This window comes from Shewanella sp. ANA-3, assembly GCF_000203935.1.
Lineage (GTDB): Bacteria > Pseudomonadota > Gammaproteobacteria > Enterobacterales > Shewanellaceae > Shewanella.
The window spans coordinates 4861407-4880077 of sequence record NC_008577.1 but is presented as its reverse complement, the minus strand read 5'-3'; the positions used below and the strand labels follow the sequence as shown (position 1 = coordinate 4880077).

Genomic DNA, 18671 nt, shown 5'->3' with positions numbered 1-18671 from the left:
GTATCCTCTACACATTCAAATTAAAAATTAGGGCCTTGATTTCACTTCTAATGGTTCAACGTTTGTCTTCAATTTGGTTTGTCCGACAGAGTTAATGGTTAAGCAGTGTCAGGTGGATAACCTGCCTCGATTGCTTAATTTGTAGTCTAGTCTTTTTTTGACTACAATTTCACAATAAAAATTTTACAATGTGAATTTTACAAAATGCGCAATGACCAGAGCTTGATGAGAAAGTCACATTTCCTAGGAACAAAAATACGTAACCTACGGAAACGTAACAATTTAACCATGGAAGATTTATCGGCACGTTGCATCCGCGTCGATGCGGGCAGTGCGCCCTCTGTGTCATATTTGTCGATGATCGAGCGTGGAAAACGCGTACCCAGTGCTGAAATGTTGGCCGTGATTGCCACGGTTTTTCAAAAGGACGTTGACTGGTTTTTAGATGACGTGCCCGAGGAAAGTGCCATCACGCCGGACAAAGGCCGTCGTGGTGGGATTAGCGGCATGGCGCTCGAACCCAGCTTTTTGTTTTCAAATGATATTTTGCAAATAGCCATCCCTGAAATGCTATCCCAGACGGGGATTTCGGGTCGACAATTCGCCCACTTATTAATCCGCGCCCATCAGGAACATCATCAAAACCATTTCCCCGATCTTGAACGTGCCGCCGAAGAGGTTGGGTTAAAACGTATACCCTTATCCCTCGAGGAGATGCTGGATATTGCCAAGGGCGTAGGCTTAAAAATCAAATGGATAGATAGTACGCCCCAGGAAGTGATCGACGAGCGCGGCGTAAGCTCGCATCAGTTAGTGACTTCTTTCTTCGAGCCGCCCAGCACCATTTACATCAATAAAGTCCTTAAACATCGCCCCAGTCGACTGAAGTACGATCTCGCCGCCCATATCGGCCATTGTGTGTTGCACAACAAGGATGGGCTTAAGAGTGTGATGATTTCTGGCCGAAAACTTGAGATGGACGAAGAAGTGACGATGCAGTCTAATACCCTGAACGCGCAGGATATTTTGCATGCGTGGCGCGACTTTGAGTCCAGCTTTTTTGCCGGAGCCCTGTTATGTCCTAAGGTGCCGTATCGACAATTGCTCGACCGCCACGGTTACGAAATTGAGGTGCATAAACAGCTACAAGTGTCGGCCTCGGTCGCCATGCGGCGGATGACGGTCGTATCGCCTTATCCCCATTGGCATTATTTTGATGCCTATGCGCCGGGCAAACTCAAGGCCGTATACCGTGGCAATGGCATTCCCCTGCCTTGGGGCAATATGCGGCTGGTGGAAGACCCTTGTCAGCACTGGGCGGTGTTTAGAATGATCAGCGAGCCCAAGGTCGGCACCTCGGCGCAAATTTCGATTTTAAATGTGGGCAATGAACCACGGATTTACTGCTGCGAGTCGATTAAAGTCGAAGACTCGGCGGGCAACCCCCATGTGCTCTGTGCCGGTATCGATTTGAATCCGGCCATCGAAGCCCAAGGCAAAGATGCACTCTCTATCGCCCATGATTTAAAAGCCGCCTGTGTCTCTGGCGGCGGCTCAGTCGCGATTCCCAAGCATATTAAAAGTGATCTAGTAAGCGTGGCTAAGATATTGAATATCAACTGGATTGAACGCGGTATTAAAAATGATGCCCGGCTTATCTGCTCTCGCGGCGCCGTCTGCCCACGGCAACCCAGCTGTTATCAAGCGGGTAAATCCCAGTGTGGTGGGGTGGAGTAAACTATGCCGCGAAGTTTTGCATAGGGTTTAGTAAATGGCTGCGATTAAGCACTCTCACTTCAGTGACACGCCATGAACTCATCCCTGAGGGCTCGACGGCGGCATCCATGCCGCCAACGGTCACTGCCGCGAGAGTGCTTAACTCTGCGAACTCAGTTGTCTGTATTGCTCATTGAGTTGATAGTGCACACATTATGACTTTATTCTGAAGTATGAGTAACTGATTAATAAAAAGGGATTTTATGTCTGATGATATTGTAGATTTTAACTGGAAAGAGCCCGTGTTATGTGCAGAAGGAACTGAATTATTTCCAAGAGATACATTAGATCGCGCTAGATACGCTTCTTTTTTACACAATTATTTGGCGATTAATGCTATCGATGGTGGCTATGTTTTAAACCTAAATGCGAAGTGGGGCTCGGGTAAAACCTACTTTATTAATCGCTGGATTGAGAGCATTAAAGATACGCACCCTGTTGTTTACATTGATGCATGGAAGCAGGATTACTCTGATGATCCTATGCTTACCGTTATTTCATCTTTGATAAATGCTTTAAGTGAGCAACTGCCTCCTGAAAATAAAGCTGTAGTAAATATTGCCAAGAAATCTGCGCGTTTTATCAAGGCCGCAGCACCTGCTTTGCTCAAAGGATTGGTGAAGAAGGCAACTGGTTTGAATCTTGATGATGTTTCAATCGAAGACGAAGATAAAATATCGTCTGAAAATAAAAGTGACGGCAAAGGTTCATCGGATATTTTCGGCGAGTCAGGTGCGGCAATTGCACAATGCTTAGTGAAGGACCACAACGATAAATTGCAGTCAGTCGAATATTTGCGAAACGAAATTAAAGAATTAATTACTGCAGTTATTGCACATAAGCAAGGTGCTTTAAAAGTGCCAGCTTTTATCTTTATTGATGAGCTTGACCGCTGTCGACCTAGCTATGCCGTAGAAATGTTGGAAATTGTTAAACACTTTTTTGAATTAGATAACATTGCCTTTATCGTGGCGACAGATACTGAACAATTACAGCATGCGGTGAAAGCTGTTTATGGTGAAGGCTTTGATGCCCAAACCTATTTAGGTCGCTTCTTTAGGCGACGTTACTCGTTAACTGAGCTTTCACGCTATGAGTTTGTCAGCCATATTGTAGAAAGCAAAGTTACTTACAATCCTAAGTGGAGGGAATTCGTTCCTAGCTTAGCCGAGTTAGATGACTTCACTAATGTGGTTTCTATTGTGGCGGATAGATTTAGGCTTTCTCTAAGAGAAACTGAACAGTTAACGGAAAAATTTATAGCTGTTTTAAGTAATACAACAAAAACATTAAATCCTTATTTGCTGCTTGTTTTGTTTGTAATTAGGGATAAGCACTTCTCTCTTTATAACGAGTGGGTTGAAGCAACTAATAAAGACCATGATTTTTCTCATTCTATATCAAGTATTGGATATTTTATAGACGTTTTTCCTATTTACTATCAGGATGAGGCAGGATTTGTACCTAAGGTAGTAACATTAACGCAAGTCCTTAATTTTGATTTAAGATTAAATGAATTACTAGCTGAAATGAATAAGATGTGTTCTAGTTGGAAGGCAAGAGATAGGATTAGGTTAGAAAATCAATTAGATGATAAATATAGTAACAGTGCATCATATCCTGTGAGAGTAGATTGTAATCGTCAAGAGAAATTGTTAAACCTCTCAGCAAGTAAATCGGATTATAAAAACTGGGTAGAGTTAGCAGTGTCTTTTGATAAATAGAAAGATGCGCTTATCTACACCCATAAATCATCTTAGAGCCAACAATTTATTAAGGTTTGGTGTTAATGTAAAAATTGTAAGCTACAAAAATACACCGAAATTAACGGGATTAAGCACTGGCATGTAAGTGACCGTTGGCGGCATGGATGCCGCCGTCGAGCCTATAGGGATATATTCACGGCGAGTCACTGGAATGCCAGTGCTTAATCATTTATCGGTCTACTATCAGTCTGGTTCTGTGAATAATCGCTAAGCTCTAATTTGCCCTGTGCCTGAAACCAGATATTTTTCAGTGGTTAGGGCTTCGAGTCCCATGGGGCCGTAGGCATGTAGCTTAGTGGTGGCTATGCCGATTTCGGCGCCGAGGCCGAGTTCACTACCATCGGAAAAGCGTGATGAGGCATTCACCATAACGACCGAGGCATCCACTGCGCGTTGAAAGCGGGCGGCGGTGAGTTCATTGTCGGTGCAAATCACCTCGGTATGGTGGCTGCCAAACTTTGCGATATGTTGGGTGGCGACCTCAAAACTGTCGACTTGGCGAATGGCGATTTCTAAGTCCAAGTATTCTTGGCCAAAATCCTCTTCTGCCATATAAGTGCAGGCGTCGAAATACGCGGCGGCCGGAGGACATGCATTGATTTTAACTTGATGCTCGGCTAGTGCTTTGGCGACGCGGGGCAAGAATCGCGGCGCGATATCCTTATGCACTAACAAGCCTTCGAGGGCGTTGCATACGCCTGTGCGTTGGGTTTTACCATTAAGCAGCAAATCCAAGGCGATATCTTGATTGGCGTCTTTATCCACATATAAATGGCACACGCCCTTAAAGTGCTGAATAACCGGAATGCTACTGTTTTCAGTGACGTAATTAATCAGTCCTTCGCCACCGCGGGGGATGATCACATCGATAAATTCCCGCTGCTGCATCAGTTCGAGCATTAGGGCGCGGTCAGGATCGGGGATCACGCTGATAAGTGCTTTAGGCAAGCCATAGGCGGTCAGTACCGCCTGTAAAATGCTGGCGATCACTTGGCTGGTGTGTAGTGCTTCCTTACCGCCACGCAGGATCACCGCATTGCCGGATTTAAAGCACAATGCGCCGGCATCGGCGGTGACATTCGGGCGCGCCTCATAAATCATGCAGACCACGCCGAGTGGCACGCGCATCTTACTGATAGATAAGCCATTGGGGCGCTTACCGATAAAACGCTCACGCCCAACGGGATCGGGCAGGGCGGCGATGGTTTCGATTCCTTGCGCCATTGCCTCAATACGATGCTGGTTCAGCGTGAGGCGATCGACCATAGCTGGGCTTAAGTTATCCTGAGTCGCTCGGTGCACGTCAATTAGGTTCGCGCTTTGGATTTCATAACTTTTTTCCCTTAATGAGCGCGCCATATCCAGTAATACGGTGTTTTTTAACGACTCATCGAGTTGGGCGAGTGTGCGGGCCGCATGGGCGGCATCGGCGGATATTTGTTTAATTAGGTTCATAGTTTCTCCACTCAAATGGATTTAAGAATGGCGATATTCTTATCGGAAATGATGGGGCCAGTTTTTTGTTGGAACTCACTGGCAAACGCCTGATCATCCTGCTCGGTAATAAAACTCAGTAGGCAACTGCTGTAGTTAGATTTGGCTTTCGCCAACTTAGTGCCATCGCCTTTACGCACCAGAATGGTGTCGCCCACTGAGAAATCCCCTTTGACTTCAACCACATCATCGCTAGTTAATTGCTCGCTGTGCTGATCGAGTGCTAGGTCAAAATCATCCTCGACGATCACTTCGCCCTGCGCTTGCGAGGTGTGGGTCATCCAATGCAAATGTTCCTGCATCGGTTTTTCGTAGGGGGTAAAGAGGGTGCCCGGATTTTGCCCCTTTAGCAGTTGGCTAAAGGAATCGGCATTAAAGCCATTGATAATAAAGGTCTCAATGCCGTGGGAGATGGCTTTCTCGGCGGCTTGGATCTTAGTGCGCATGCCTCCGGTGCCAACATCGCTGCTGACGCCTCCCGCCATGGCATAGATATCGGCATTGATTTCAGTGACTTGCTTTATCAACTTGGCATTGGGATGCTCGTGGGGATTTTGATCGTAGAGTCCATCCACATCCGAGCAAATCACTAAGGTGTCGGCATCGGCCGCAGCCGCCACCATGGCCGAGAGATTATCGTTATCGCCAACCTTGAGTTTGTCGGCGGTCACGGCGTCATTCTCATTGATAATCGGCATTAAACCGTGTTCGAGCAGGCTAAAAATAGTGTCTCGAATACTGATATAACGCTCGCGATTACGTAAGTCGCCATGGGTCAGCAGCAGTTGGGCGGTAGGAAAATCAAATAGCTTATTCCACGTCGCCATCATATCCGCCTGACCCGCGGCCGCCATGGCCTTTTTGACCGTGACACTCGGCTGAGCTTGGCCCTCAAAATGATGCCACCCAGCGGCAACCGAGCCGGATGAAACCAATACCACTTGAATACCTTGGACACGGCAATAAGTAATAAACTGCGCGATCCCCAAGAGATAATGACTACTGCAACCTTGCTTGTGGGGCGCGATTAAGGCGCTCCCCACTTTGACGACGATACGTTTACGGGGAGAGTCTGTCATAGCGCCTCCTTAGCTTTCCTCGGCCAATACACGACCGGCCTGATGGAATTGCTTAGTGGTTTTAGCGCACGGGTCGTTATCGAATTTGCTCACCAGATAAATCACTGTGCTGCTGACAACAAAGCCGGGGATCATCTCATACACTAAGCTACTCAATGCCTTACCATCGGAAAGCACGGGGGCGTAAATCCAAAAGAGTACCGTGAGCGCGCCCGAAATAATCCCCGCAATCGCCGCTTTATGGGTGAGGTTAGCTTTATACAAACTAAACAGCACCAGCGGACCGAAGGCGGCACCAAAGCCTGCCCATGCATTACTCACAAGGGAGAGGATGCTGTTAGAGCGATCAAGCGCCAATAGCGTCGCGACAATGGCAACACCTGCGACCCCGTAACGCCCCATTTTAACCATCTCTTGCTCGCTCGCTTGTTTCTTCGACAGCGTGCGATAAATATCTTCGGTCAGCGAACTCGAGGAGACTAATAGCTGCGATGAAATCGTGCTCATAATGGCCGCGAGAATCGCAGCGAGCAGGAAGCCGCTGATTAAGGGGTGGAACAGTAACTCTGAAAACACGATAAAGATGGTTTCAGGATCCGAAAGCTTCATGCCAAATTTATTGGCGTAGGCGATACCGACCAAGCCCGTCGCTAAGGCGCCGATAATGGTTACTGTCATCCAACTGATGCCGATACGGCGTGCGGTTTTAATGTCGGCGACTGAGCGGATCGCCATAAAACGCACAATAATATGCGGCTGGCCGAAATACCCGAGTCCCCATGAGAGGCTGGAGATTAAGCCTAGCAGCGTCACATTTTGCATCGCGTCAGTAAAATGCGGGATCGACTGATAGGCAAAGTTCATCATACGATCTGCGCTGGTAAATTCTTGATATGCCACGAAAGGCACTAAGACCAAGGCGACAAACATAATGCAGCCTTGCACAAAGTCGGTGAGGCTAACGGCTAAAAATCCCCCCAGCAGAGTGTACGACACCACGACGGCTAAGGTGACGACTAGGCCAATATCGTAGTTCAGCCCAAAGGCGGATTCGAACAACTTGCCGCCCGCGACTAATCCCGCCGAGGTATAGAGGGTGAAAAAGATCACTATGATGGCGGCGGCAATAATACGAATGCTGTTATCGGCCTGACCAAAGCGTTTAGCGAAGAACTCAGGAATAGTCAGCGCGTTATCGGCGACCTCGGTGTATACCCGCAATTTAGGGGCGACTACCAGATAATTGATTAGAGCACCAATTAATAATCCGAGGGCGATATACAGGGTTTCAAACCCCACTAGGAACATGGCGCCGGGCAGGCCCATCAGCATCCAGCCACTCATATCCGAGGCGCCAGCCGAGAGTGCCGTGACGTGCGGGCTCACTTGGCGGCCACCCAAAATGTAGCCAGAGACATCATCGGTCGACTTACGATAGGCGAACAAACCAATAGCGAGCATGGCAATAAAGTAAATTGCCAATGAAACGTAAGAGAGGGAATTCATCGATTATTTTCCTCCTAACGCTTTGTTATTTTGAATGAAGCTCGGTTTCAAAATGACAAAGAGATAGGTACTTAGAATGGCGAACAGGCAGAAATATTGTAGTGTTCCATGAAGGCGTTCCCGGGTGGAACGGATGATCTGTGAGATGGGGTTTTCATCTGTAGCATGCTGAGCTGACATAATGCCTCCTTGATTTATTTAAGATGAATAATAGTTAGTGCTATAACTATAATAAGATCTTTATTAGTAAGATATCAAGCTGAAATGCCCAGTTTGCATACTTTCGGTTGGCGTAAAGCAAGGGAAATTGATTTGAATACTGATAAATTTACCTGTGCTTTTAACCGAAAATTGGGGCGAAAGAGTGGGATGTTAAGAGCGGATAAATAGACGGAATGACCTAGCGTAGAACATAAAAAAGCGGCGCTGAGAATATCAGAACCGCTTCGATAAAATGTAACACTCACAGGCTATTGAGCCTGATTTAAGGCTTGAGTCATGCGCTTAGCGCATAGTCACAAATTCTTCAGCCCCTGTGGGGTGGATGGCGACAACGGCATCGAAATCGGCTTTGGTGGCGCCCATTTTCATGGCGACACCAAACCCTTGGAGAATTTCGTCCATACCAAAACCAATGCCATGAATACCCACGACTTTCTCTTCTTTGCCGGCGCAGACCAGCTTCATCTTACACGCCTGACGGTGGCTAGTGACGGCGGTATACATTGAGGTAAAGCCAGAGGTGTAAACCTTCACATTATCATCACCATATTGCGCGCGGGCTTCTGGCTCGGTTAAGCCCATAGTGCCAATCGGAGGATGGCTGAAGACCACGGTTGGGATTTGGCTGTAATCCATTTTGGCATCGCTCATGCCGTTGAATAGGCGCTCAGAGAGTAAACGACCCGCTTTAACCGCAACGGGAGTCAGCTCCACACCGCCCGCCATAATATCGCCCACGCAATAAATGCCTTTGTGGGTGGTATTTTGCTGTGCGTCGGTAATCACATAGCCTTTGCTATCCAGTTGCACATCGGTGTTTTCTAAGCCGATATTACCCGTCGCGGGTGAGCGGCCAATGGCCCAAATCAGGCAATCAACGGTCACGCTTTCGCCATTCTCGAGATTTAGAGTCAGGCTGTCGTCAGCATTTTTAACCACAGATTGTGGGACGCTGTTGGTGTGCAGGGTTGGGCCTTCGGTCTTCATGGCATCGACTAGGGCGTCGATTAGCATAGGATCGAAGTTACGCAGCGGCGCATGTTTACGCACAAACAGGTGAGTCTCACTGCCCAGTGCGTGTAAAACGCCCGCGACTTCGACGGCGATATAGCCGGCACCGACGACTGCGACACGTTTAGGTTGTTCGCGTAGGGCGAAGAAACCATCTGAATCAATACCGTATTCTGCACCAGGAATGTTTGGAATGGTGGGTGCGCCGCCAGTGGCGATCAGGATATGGTCAGCCGTGTAGTGCTCGCCATTTACTTCAATGGTGTTGCCATTAACGAAGCGGCCATAGCCATTCAGCAGGGTGACCTTGTTATTGGTAAAGCCTCGACCGTAGGCCTCGTGAATACGGCCTATATAAGCTTCGCGGCTGTTCACTAAGGTGTTCCAGTCGAATTTGTTGACTGAAACATCAAATCCATAATCTTTGGCGTAGAGGTTCATGGCTTCGGCGATATGCGCACCATACCACATGACTTTTTTGGGTACGCAGCCCACGTTTACGCAGGTGCCGCCGACGTGTTTTGCTTCGATGAGTAGAACTTTAGCGCCACGCATGGCAGCTCGGTTAGCTGAGGCGATACCGCCGCTGCCTGCGCCTAGGCAGATATAGTCAAAATGTTGAGCCATGAGTTTCTCCGTCTAACTCTAAGAATGAGGTGCTTATTAGCAGAAGGTCATTGTAGGTTGGAATGGATTTGCAGACCAGCCCATTAGGTTGCTTTGGTATAGACCTTGTTTTGCCGCCAAAAATCTCAGCAAAGCACCTACTTTATCTTTGGGCGGTTAGCTCAAACTTAACGGCGATATTGGCAGCGATAGTGATCGTCTTGGTTTGGCCCTTCGGCGCCGCATTTGAGACATTGCCACTCCTGCTGACGGGCACTGAGCTCATCGGTCTGATAGCTCGCGGCTTTGTCGGGGCGGTTGCCAATCTGAGTTTCGAGTTGTGACATGCGGGCATTGAGCCAGCGGCAACTAGGGTCGTTAGCGACTTTATCTCGACTGATGAGTTGTTGTTTGCGGCTCTGTTTTTTCTTTTTCGATGACGTCGACTTTGCTTTATTGGTATTTGTTTTCGCAGGCATATTGTCGGTGTCTATCACGGGAGATTGGTAATCTAAGGCGCTTTGCTGAGTCGGGAGCGGAAGCGGTTTCCCTTCACTGTCGAGTAAGGTTCCTAAAGGTAGGGGCTCAGTTGTGGTCGGTTTGGATAATGCTCCTAATTCAGGCTCGGCAGCAAATGATAATAAGCCGTAAAATATCAATAAGATAAATGCGTTAGGCAGCCATTTTATATGATGAGTTAACATTCCCTGTTCCTCGCCCATGCTGAGTCGTTCCATCGACTTCTTGAGTGTAGTTAGGGCGGGAGAGTTTGCAAACGGAGAAGCGTACTTAAAAACTTAGAAACTCATATTAAAGTGGACACCCGCATAGGTTTGATCTTGCGAGCTAAAGTCGCCGTTGGTGGCCGCTTCTTGCTCAATATCGTTCTGGGCAATGCTGTGGCTAATATGGCCACTGAGACTCATATTATCGGCCAGATCATAATTGGCTTCTAAACCAAATTGGAGGTGATTGCGGCCATTGTGGTCTTCTGTTCGATATTTAAAATCAAGTCCTTGGGTAATATAAGGCGCGAGAGTAAAGCCTTCACTCAGTTGCCAATAACTGTGTAGACTCAGCTCGACAAAATAGCCGGCAGCCTCGGTGGAATACACATAACTCACCGAAGGCACTAACCAAGGGGCGGCGGTGTAGGCTAATTCTGCGAACAGTTCGTTATCCTGACAGCGACTGCTGCTATAACCTTCAATCCGCTGATAGCCCAGATTCGCCTCTAAGTGTTCGCTGAGGTTTAACGCGTATTCGAGACCAATGTTCCACTCGGTATAGGCTTGGCTATCGCCGCGTCCGACCAGGGCGTAGGTGGTGAGATTGCCGTATTGGACGCTAGCATTTAGCCAATAAATTCCGCCCTCGGCCAGATTGTTACGTCCTTGGGACACATATTTGCTATCCCAACCTAAGTCTAGATTCGCGGCCCAAGGTGCTGTGGTTGCTGCGGGTAATACGCTGCTTGAGACACCTTCGGTTTGCACTAAGCTCTCGTTCGCCAAGCACGGGTGACTCAAGTAAATGACGCTAATCACGCCGACGGCACTAAGGATGGGATGAAGTGAAGCTGCCATATTTAAGCCAATCTGATAAAAGATGCGGAATATGTGCAGATATTAACTCAGGCGAATATGATCGTTAATGAGAATGGATTCGATTTGCGATCAGCTCGTCAAGATTGAATAAGTAAATTTGGTGTAAATCTTAATTGTGAACTGGTTCGCTTTTTTCTTTGTTGAATACGGCTAGGTGTATCTGCGAAGGGGGCAATCGGTTTTCTCGCCTTGATAAATAGTAGATAAGCCCTTATTTATTAGCTACACAGATTGTAGAGGAACCATTATGAGCAACCCTTTGCTTAACGGCGCAAAATTACCGCTTTTTTCCCAGATTAAACCTGAACACATTCAAGTTGCCGTTGAGCAGGCCATTGCTCAGTGTCGTGCCAAGATTGATGAAGTGCTGCAAACCCCAGGGCCTTTTACCTGGGATAACTTAGTCGCTCCGCTCGAGCAAGTGGATGATGAGTTAAGTCAGATTTGGTCGCCTGTCTCCCATATGAACTCAGTGGTGAGCACAGATGAATGGCGCGCCGCCCATGATGCTTGTTTGCCGCTGTTATCCGAGTACGGCACCTATGTGGGTCAACATCAAGGACTGTATCAGGCCTATAAATCCCTGCGTGCATCGGCAGATTTTGACCAATTAAGCCAAGCACAACAGATGGTGATTGAGCACAGCTTACGGGACTTCGAGCTTTCGGGTATTGGCTTAGATGATGGGCAAAAAGTGCGTTATGGCGAAATCGTTAAACGCCTATCCGAGCTGACGAGCGGCTTTTCAAATCAATTACTCGATGCGACCCAAGCTTGGACTAAGTTAATTACCGACGAGGCAGAATTAGCTGGTTTACCCGATTCAGCCAAGGCGGCCGCCAAAGCGATGGCCGAGGCCCGTGAATTAGAAGGTTGGTTATTTACCTTAGATTTCCCTTCCTATTTACCCGTGATGACCTACAGCGAAAACCGTAGCCTGCGTGAAGAGTGTTATCGCGCCTTCGTGACGCGCGCTTCGGATCAAGGTCCAAATGCGGGCGAATTCGATAATGGTCCCTTGATGGACGAAATCCTTGCGCTGCGCCACGAGTTGGCACAGTTGTTAGGCTTTGATAGTTTTGCCGAAAAATCCCTCGCGACGAAAATGGCCGAAACGCCAGCGCAGGTGATGGCATTCTTAAATGAATTAGCGCTGCGCTCAAAGGATCAAGCCAAGGCCGAATTAGCCGATTTAAAAGCCTTTGCACTGGAGCAGTACGGCGTGAGCGAAATGGCTTCTTGGGATTTGAGTTTCTACGCCGAGAAGTTACAGCAACATAAGTATGAGATTTCTCAAGAGTTGCTGCGCCCTTACTTCCCCGAAGATAAAGTGCTCTCTGGCTTGTTTTACACTGTCTCGCGCCTATTTGGCTTAAAGATTGTCGAGCAAACTGAGTTCGACCGTTGGCATAAAGACGTGCGCTTCTTCGATATTTTCGACGAAACGGGCGAACACAGAGGCAGCTTCTATTTAGACCTATACGCCCGCACGGGTAAACGTGGCGGCGCTTGGATGGATGATTGCCGAGTGCGTCGTCACACGCCTACGGGTCTACAAAAGCCCGTGGCTTATCTCACCTGCAACTTTAATGGCCCAGTAGATGGCAAACCGGCACTCTTCACCCACGATGAAGTGACGACGCTGTTCCACGAATTTGGTCATGGCATTCACCATATGCTAACCAAAATCGACGTGGCCGGCGTGTCAGGAATCAACGGCGTGCCTTGGGATGCGGTCGAATTGCCTAGCCAGTTTATGGAAAACTGGTGCTGGCAAGAAGAAGCCTTAGCGGAGATCTCCGGTCACTACGAAACCGGTGAGCCTTTACCAAAAGCCATGTTAGACAAGATGTTAGCGGCGAAAAACTTCCAATCAGGCATGATGATGTTGCGCCAGCTGGAGTTTTCACTGTTCGATTTTAGATTGCACCACGAATATGACCCCGCCAAAGGGGCGCGTATTCAAGAGACCTTGGACGAAGTCCGTCGTCAGGTAGCCGTGTTAATTCCGCCAGCATTTAACCGTTTCCAACATGGTTTTGCGCATATTTTTGCGGGCGGTTATGCCGCGGGTTACTACAGCTACAAGTGGGCCGAAGTGCTGTCGGCGGATGCGTTTTCTCGCTTCGAAGAGGAGGGCATCTTCAATCCTGACACGGGGCGTAGCTTCCTGCACAACATCCTCGAAATGGGTGGTTCAGCCGAGCCTATGGACTTGTTCAAACAGTTTATGGGTCGCGAGCCGAGTATCGATGCGCTGCTGCGCCACTCTGGGATTGCTGCTTAAGCCAGACTCAATAGGAATGCTTGAGCATAAAAAGGCGCCATTTGGCGCCTTTTTTGTGAGCCAGATCTCGCTTGCCCTCTGGTATGACCTCTGTTAGCCTGTGGCTCTTATTTTTAGGGCGACTGTATATGAATCTGTATTTCCGTTTGTTTTGGTTGTTGTTTTGGCGCACGCGTCACTGCCGTAAGATTGATTTTTTGGGCACGAGCCGTATTACTTACCGGGCATTGCCTAGCGATTGCGATATCAACTTCCACCTGACCAACTCCCGCTATCCGGCGTTTATGGATCTGGCGCGCACTTATATGTTGGCCGAAATGGGGTTGTTGAAGCGTTTCCTCAAATTGAAGTGGATGCCGATTGTTAACGCCGCCGAATTTACCTATATCCGCGATATCAAGCCCCTGAAAAAGTTTGAGATTGAAACCAAGGTCGTGGGCTGGGATGAGAAATATTTTTATATTGAACAACGCTTTGTGAGCGAACGCGGCTTGCACTGCATAGTGCATGTGCGTGGTGTGTTTGTCTGTAAAGGTAAGCAAGTCCCGCTAGATGTGTTAGTCAAAGAGGCGGGTTATACCGATCCTGCTCCTGAGTTGCCGCCAGAAGTCATTAAATGGAAAGCGTTTTTACAGTTGAAGAAAGAACGCAATCGCTAGGGCGTGTTGACGTTTCGAGATTAGATTTTGTTCGTTCTGGCAAGCTCGTGCTCGCGAAACGAGGAATGACGTGTAGTTATTCTACTCAAATGACGAGTGACAAAGAGAACGAGCTTGCTAGACGAACCCTTCGGGCAGCGTTTGGCTGACGTTTCTGCTGCGTTATCGTCCGTTTATGTAGAATAACTACACTGCACGGACTTCGCCTTGCATAAACGCCAGCCAAATTGCTGCAAAAATAACCCTGAAACGTCAACACGCCCTAATGTGTTGGCACTAGGGAATACTCCTAATGCCAGTGTCTTCCTCCATTTCGGCGAGTAGCACTTCTTCAAGCACCAGCATCCAGGCGCCGCGCAGCTGCGCCTGTTGCCAGTAGCGTACTAACTCATCTAAATCCAGCAGGTTTAAATGGGCAAAACTGTAGCTTAAACAGGGAATAAGTGCGCAGTCGGCCAAGGTAAAACTGTCGCCGCATACCCAGTGATTCTGGCTTAAATGGGCATCAAGGCGCTGAAACTGGATAAACATCTGCTTTTCTATCTGCTTGATCTCAAATTCATGCCCTTCGGGTGCATGCTTTAATTTTTCCAATTGAAATAACGGGTTATTGATATCGTTATCAATAATGCGATCGAATAAGCGCACAGCTAAATTGCGCTCGGGTTCGGCGGGCAGTAACTCGGTACCGTTTCGAAAATGCCTGTCTAAGTATTCGATGATGATGCTGGACTCTGGGAGCAGTTGGCCTTCGTGGGTTTTGAGTAACGGCAGTTTCCCGGGAGGATAAAATTGCTGGAATGTTTGGCGAGCAAATGGGTCGCGCAAATCGGTGATCCGCGGGTAAAAGTTCGCTTGTTTTTCATAGAGAGCAATCAACACCTTCTGTGAATAACGTGATAACGGATGATAGAACAGCTCCATAGGTGTCGACCCCACAACCCCTGCATTTGTTGACTCTACGACTTAACTTTAGTCGCTATCAAGGCGCTTGCTGTAGGATTTCCCTTAAAAGTAGTGGAAGTGGCGTAAAAGGGGTTTGCCATGCGGAATGAGCCGCTCGCGCTAAAATTCGGTACTATTAGCTTTAACATCGCAGTGAAATAGAGATAACCAAAGGTAACAGTATGAGCCAGTTAGAAAGTTTCTCATCCATCTATGCCAGAGCGAGTGAGCGCAAGGGCGGTAAAAAGGGGCTCGAAGCATTGTTGCCAAGCTGCCTGACCAGTGCCGAAATTCGCCAGTATGATGATGCCACGCTGCTCTCCGCCATGAGTCGGCAGGTATTTCAGAGTGGCTTTGTCTGGCGTGTGGTCGATAATAAGTGGCCCGCCTATGAGAAGTCTTTCTTTCATTTCGTGCCTGAAAAGGTATTGATGTTGTCGCCCGAGCAGATCCAAACCCGCGCCGCGGATGCGACCTTAATTCGCCATTTAAAGAAGACCCAAGCGATTTATGATAATGCCTTGATGATCCATGATATCGCCCGCGAACATGGCAGCTTGGCTAAGCTGATTGCCGACTGGCCGACCGAAGATATCGTCGGGCTTTGGGCACTCTTAAAGAAACGCGGCGCTCGCCTCGGCGGCAATACTGGACCGTATTTCCTGCGCGGCATTGGTAAGGATACCTTCTTGTTAACCGATGATGTGCAAGGTTATTTTAAGGCGCATAAGTTGGTGGATGCCGGTTTTAGCTCGCAAACGGCGCTAAAGCAGGTGCAGGCCGCTTTCAATCAATGGCAGCAAGAATCGGGTCGGTGTCTTGCGGATATTAGCCGGGTCTTAGCCTGTAGCTTGGGTGATAATCGTATTTAGATAAAAAAGGACCAGCCAAATTGGCTGGTCAAGGCTCGATATTTCAAGCAATTGGAGTACTGCAGGGAAGCAGCGGGATGAACGTATAAGCAAAAAACAGGATTAGAAACTTTTACTGATCCCAATGACGACTCTGTCATCGAAGATTTCAGTCTGTGTGCCATAGACTTTATGGTCACTGTCGACAGTACTGCCGTGGTAGCGCAGGTCGAAGTTGAGGCCGTAATAAGCTTTGCTCAAACCGATGTTCCAGTGGCCCCAACCTTCGGCGCCATCACCGCTGAGGTCTTGATAACCCACAGAGGCTGAGATTTTTACGCCATTGTCAAAGCTATAGCTTGGGTGCAAGGCATAGTTAACCCCGTGCCAGCCATCGACACCAAACCAATCATCAACCGTTGGGGTGACTTCGAGTTGCAGATTTGCGCGGCCAAATTGTTTACCCACTTTTAACCATAACTCGGTGTAGTTGGAGTAGGACGCACCTGGGTAGAGGTATGAAAACAACATCACATCATAGGTAAAACCTGAGTCGCCAAATTCCCCCGCTTTACCAATAAAAGGTGCAGTAACGATTTCTAAGTTAGGGTCGGCAAATTTGATGTTGGAGCTAAATACCCCCGCATACCAACCTTGGTTGTGATTCCAGCTCAGGGTGCCTTGTACGACGGGAATATCGCCGTCTAAGGTTTCTGATTCACCACGAAACACATAGTCGGATGCAAAGTTAAGGTTGCCGTTAATGGTGCCGCCAAAGAGTTGATTATCTTCGGCGCCGTGGGAGCTTGCCGCCAAAGAAAGCAACGCCCCTGTCAGCAAAAATTTAGTACGAGTCTTCATAATCATCATCTCAAAGTATTGGGAATTGTTAGCGCACCTTTATCGTAAAAATAAGTTGTGAATAGCGCTGCAGCTTGGGATGAACCAATGACGAAAAGATATGAATGAATGTGAACAAGCGGCGAAATAACCGAGTTTGCCGGAGATGTGTTTGTGATCTAATTAATAAAAATACGTTTTTTGGGAAGCAGAGTTTCATTAAATGGGGTGTAAAAAGCCATTTCAGATTTGCCCTCAATTAAGCTTGGTCATAAAATGTCGCGTTCAAAGAGTTGAGTGTCACTCATTTCTGCTGATATGTAGATTCAAGCGAATTTACATAAACCATACATCATTACCGTTACATCAATAGAATTAAGCATTCGAGTTTTGTAGCGTCTTGTTTGCATCACCATGAGTGAGAGAGCCATATTGGGCTCGGGCAAACAAGCCAAGCTAAACGACTGATGGTATATGCAAAAATGCTTATTTATTGGCGTAATGTAGTCGGATAAGTGTCATTTATATCGAATAGACTGTTATCAGGGTTTGCTTGATAGCAGCCTGTGGTGTCGAACAGGTTTGCAACATTTTCGATATAGAGTAGGCTGAATAAGTGTTTTGTATCGTACAACGCTAACAAGCTTATCCACTATTAACATATTTCTTAAATAGGATAACAATTCAATCAATAAGGTATTCGCGAAGGTGTGAATATTTTCATTAGTTTACACTTTAGTTTGTTTATCTTTCTTGTTCATCCTTATAGGGTATGCGATAAGTAACAGATTTGATTTTAGTTATAATTACGGCCGTCAGTTCACCTTTGAAAGCGTGAAAAAACGGTAGCGTTAATATTTAAAGGAGTTCTCATGCGGCAGACAATTAAACTTGCCTCAGTAATCAGCGTGGCGTTGTGGATGGCAGCTTGTAGCCCTCAAGAGGATAAGGCAGCTCAAGCAGGCGCTGGGCCGCAGAGTATGGAAGTTGGTGTAATCAACGTGGCGGCCAAGCCTCAGGTTATCCAAGTCGAATTACCCGGCCGCAGCAAGGCGTTCCTCGAAGCCGAAGTGCGTCCTCAAGTCAGCGGTATTGTTACCAAGCGTAGCTTTGTCGAAGGCGGTCATGTGAAGCAGGGCGAGTCCCTCTATCAAATCGATTCCGCGCCTTACAAGGCAGCACTGGTGAGCGCTAACGCCGATTTAGCCAGAGCGAATGCAAGTCTTGCTTCTGCTAAGGCCAAAGCGGCGCGTTATCAACAATTGGTAAAGACTAACGCTATCAGTAAGCAAGATTTCGATGAAGCCGAAGCGGCTTACAAAGAAGCGCTAGCAAGCGTGACAGTCGCTGAAGCGGCAATCAACACCGCCAAAATCAACCTCGAATACACCGAAGTGTTAGCGCCAATTTCTGGCCGTATCGGTAAATCGAGTGTGACTGCGGGTGCGCTGGTCACGGCAAACCAAAGCCAAACGCTGGCAACCATTCAACAGCTTGATCCTATCAATGTGGATATCGCCCAATCGAGTGCCCAATTGCTGCGCCTAAAAGCGAAATTACAGCAAGGCAAGCTGCAAGCGGCTGATAACGCTGACGTGCAGTTAGTGCTTGAAGACGGCACTGTTTATGGCCACAGCGGTAAGCTGCAATTTGCTGAGGTGAGTGTGGATGAAAACACGGGCTCAGTGATCCTGCGTGCTGAATTCCCTAACCCAGATGGCCTCTTACTGCCTGGCATGTATGTTCGCGCCGTGTTGAATACTGGTACCGATCCTCAAGCTATCTTAGTGCCACAAAAAGCCATTAGCCGTAACGCTAAGGGGCAAGCCGTGGCCATGGTGGTGAACGATCAAGGCGTAGTGGAAGCAAAAATTGTTACTACTGCTGAAGTTATCGACAATCAATGGCGTATTACTGCCGGTTTGGAAGCGGGCGATAAGTTGATTGTGGAAGGATTACAAAAAATCCGTCCAGGTGCACCAGTCACTCCCAAAGTTATTTCTGAAACCCAAGCACAATAGG

The 18671-nt window shown here is 47.8% G+C and carries 15 protein-coding genes; 6 read left to right on the top strand and 9 right to left on the bottom strand.

What is annotated here, in order from left to right:
* Window positions 1–204 precede the first annotated feature (204 nt).
* Both SHEWANA3_RS21210 and SHEWANA3_RS21205 read left to right on the top strand, forming a co-directional pair.
* Window positions 205–1737, top strand: coding sequence for a DUF3612 domain-containing protein (locus tag SHEWANA3_RS21210; protein WP_011718772.1), 1533 nt, complete (start codon window positions 205–207; stop codon window positions 1735–1737).
* 242 nt (window positions 1738–1979) lie between these two features.
* Window positions 1980–3500 carry a KAP family NTPase gene (locus SHEWANA3_RS21205; RefSeq protein ID WP_011718771.1) on the top strand — a complete coding sequence of 507 codons (1521 nt, stop codon included), beginning with the start codon at window positions 1980–1982 and terminating at the stop codon, window positions 3498–3500.
* 249 nt (window positions 3501–3749) lie between these two features.
* On the opposite strand, the gene SHEWANA3_RS21200 is transcribed toward SHEWANA3_RS21205, so the two are convergent.
* The 7 genes from SHEWANA3_RS21200 to SHEWANA3_RS21175 form a co-directional block, all read right to left on the bottom strand.
* Window positions 3750–4997 carry a glutamate-5-semialdehyde dehydrogenase gene (locus SHEWANA3_RS21200; RefSeq protein ID WP_011718770.1) on the bottom strand — a complete coding sequence of 416 codons (1248 nt, stop codon included), beginning with the start codon at window positions 4995–4997 and terminating at the stop codon, window positions 3750–3752.
* 11 nt (window positions 4998–5008) lie between these two features.
* Window positions 5009–6115 (bottom strand): glutamate 5-kinase, encoded by a 1107-nt coding sequence (gene proB / locus SHEWANA3_RS21195; RefSeq protein ID WP_011718769.1) that lies wholly within the window; start codon window positions 6113–6115, stop codon window positions 5009–5011.
* 9 nt (window positions 6116–6124) lie between these two features.
* Window positions 6125–7621, bottom strand: coding sequence for a sodium/proline symporter PutP (gene putP / locus SHEWANA3_RS21190; RefSeq protein ID WP_011718768.1), 1497 nt, complete (start codon window positions 7619–7621; stop codon window positions 6125–6127).
* A 3-nt stretch (window positions 7622–7624) separates the two neighbouring features.
* Window positions 7625–7801 (bottom strand): hypothetical protein, encoded by a 177-nt coding sequence (locus SHEWANA3_RS23670; RefSeq protein WP_166485368.1) that lies wholly within the window; start codon window positions 7799–7801, stop codon window positions 7625–7627.
* A gap of 324 nt (window positions 7802–8125) precedes the next feature.
* Window positions 8126–9481, bottom strand: a complete 1356-nt coding sequence (gorA, locus tag SHEWANA3_RS21185; protein WP_011718767.1) for a glutathione-disulfide reductase — start codon at window positions 9479–9481, stop codon at window positions 8126–8128.
* 167 nt (window positions 9482–9648) lie between these two features.
* Window positions 9649–10164, bottom strand: a complete 516-nt coding sequence (locus SHEWANA3_RS21180; protein WP_011718766.1) for a hypothetical protein — start codon at window positions 10162–10164, stop codon at window positions 9649–9651.
* A gap of 93 nt (window positions 10165–10257) precedes the next feature.
* Window positions 10258–11046, bottom strand: coding sequence for a hypothetical protein (locus SHEWANA3_RS21175; RefSeq protein WP_011718765.1), 789 nt, complete (start codon window positions 11044–11046; stop codon window positions 10258–10260).
* Window positions 11047–11314: 268 nt separating this feature from the next.
* On the opposite strand from SHEWANA3_RS21175, the gene prlC reads away from it, so the two are divergent.
* Together prlC and SHEWANA3_RS21165 are read left to right on the top strand one after the other, a co-directional pair.
* The gene (gene prlC / locus SHEWANA3_RS21170; RefSeq protein WP_011718764.1) at window positions 11315–13354 is read left to right on the top strand and encodes an oligopeptidase A; all 2040 of its coding nucleotides are present in this window, start codon (window positions 11315–11317) and stop codon (window positions 13352–13354) included.
* Window positions 13355–13482: 128 nt separating this feature from the next.
* The gene (locus tag SHEWANA3_RS21165) at window positions 13483–14013 is read left to right on the top strand and encodes a thioesterase family protein (RefSeq protein ID WP_011718763.1); all 531 of its coding nucleotides are present in this window, start codon (window positions 13483–13485) and stop codon (window positions 14011–14013) included.
* Between the two features lie 276 nt (window positions 14014–14289).
* Here SHEWANA3_RS21165 and SHEWANA3_RS21160 read toward each other — a convergent pair whose 3' ends face one another.
* Window positions 14290–14937, bottom strand: a complete 648-nt coding sequence (locus tag SHEWANA3_RS21160) for a glutathione S-transferase family protein (protein WP_011718762.1) — start codon at window positions 14935–14937, stop codon at window positions 14290–14292.
* Window positions 14938–15140: 203 nt separating this feature from the next.
* Between SHEWANA3_RS21160 and SHEWANA3_RS21155 the strand changes: the two genes are divergently transcribed.
* Entirely contained in the window at window positions 15141–15830 is a 690-nt protein-coding gene (locus SHEWANA3_RS21155; RefSeq protein ID WP_011718761.1) for a DNA-3-methyladenine glycosylase I, read from the top strand.
* Between the two features lie 102 nt (window positions 15831–15932).
* On the opposite strand, the gene SHEWANA3_RS21150 is transcribed toward SHEWANA3_RS21155, so the two are convergent.
* Window positions 15933–16679 (bottom strand): TorF family putative porin, encoded by a 747-nt coding sequence (locus SHEWANA3_RS21150; protein ID WP_011718760.1) that lies wholly within the window; start codon window positions 16677–16679, stop codon window positions 15933–15935.
* 842 nt (window positions 16680–17521) lie between these two features.
* Here SHEWANA3_RS21150 and SHEWANA3_RS21145 point away from each other — a divergent pair.
* Window positions 17522–18670: an efflux RND transporter periplasmic adaptor subunit gene (locus SHEWANA3_RS21145; protein ID WP_011718759.1), complete on the top strand. Its 1149-nt coding sequence runs from the start codon at window positions 17522–17524 to the stop codon at window positions 18668–18670.
* Window position 18671 lies beyond the last annotated feature (1 nt).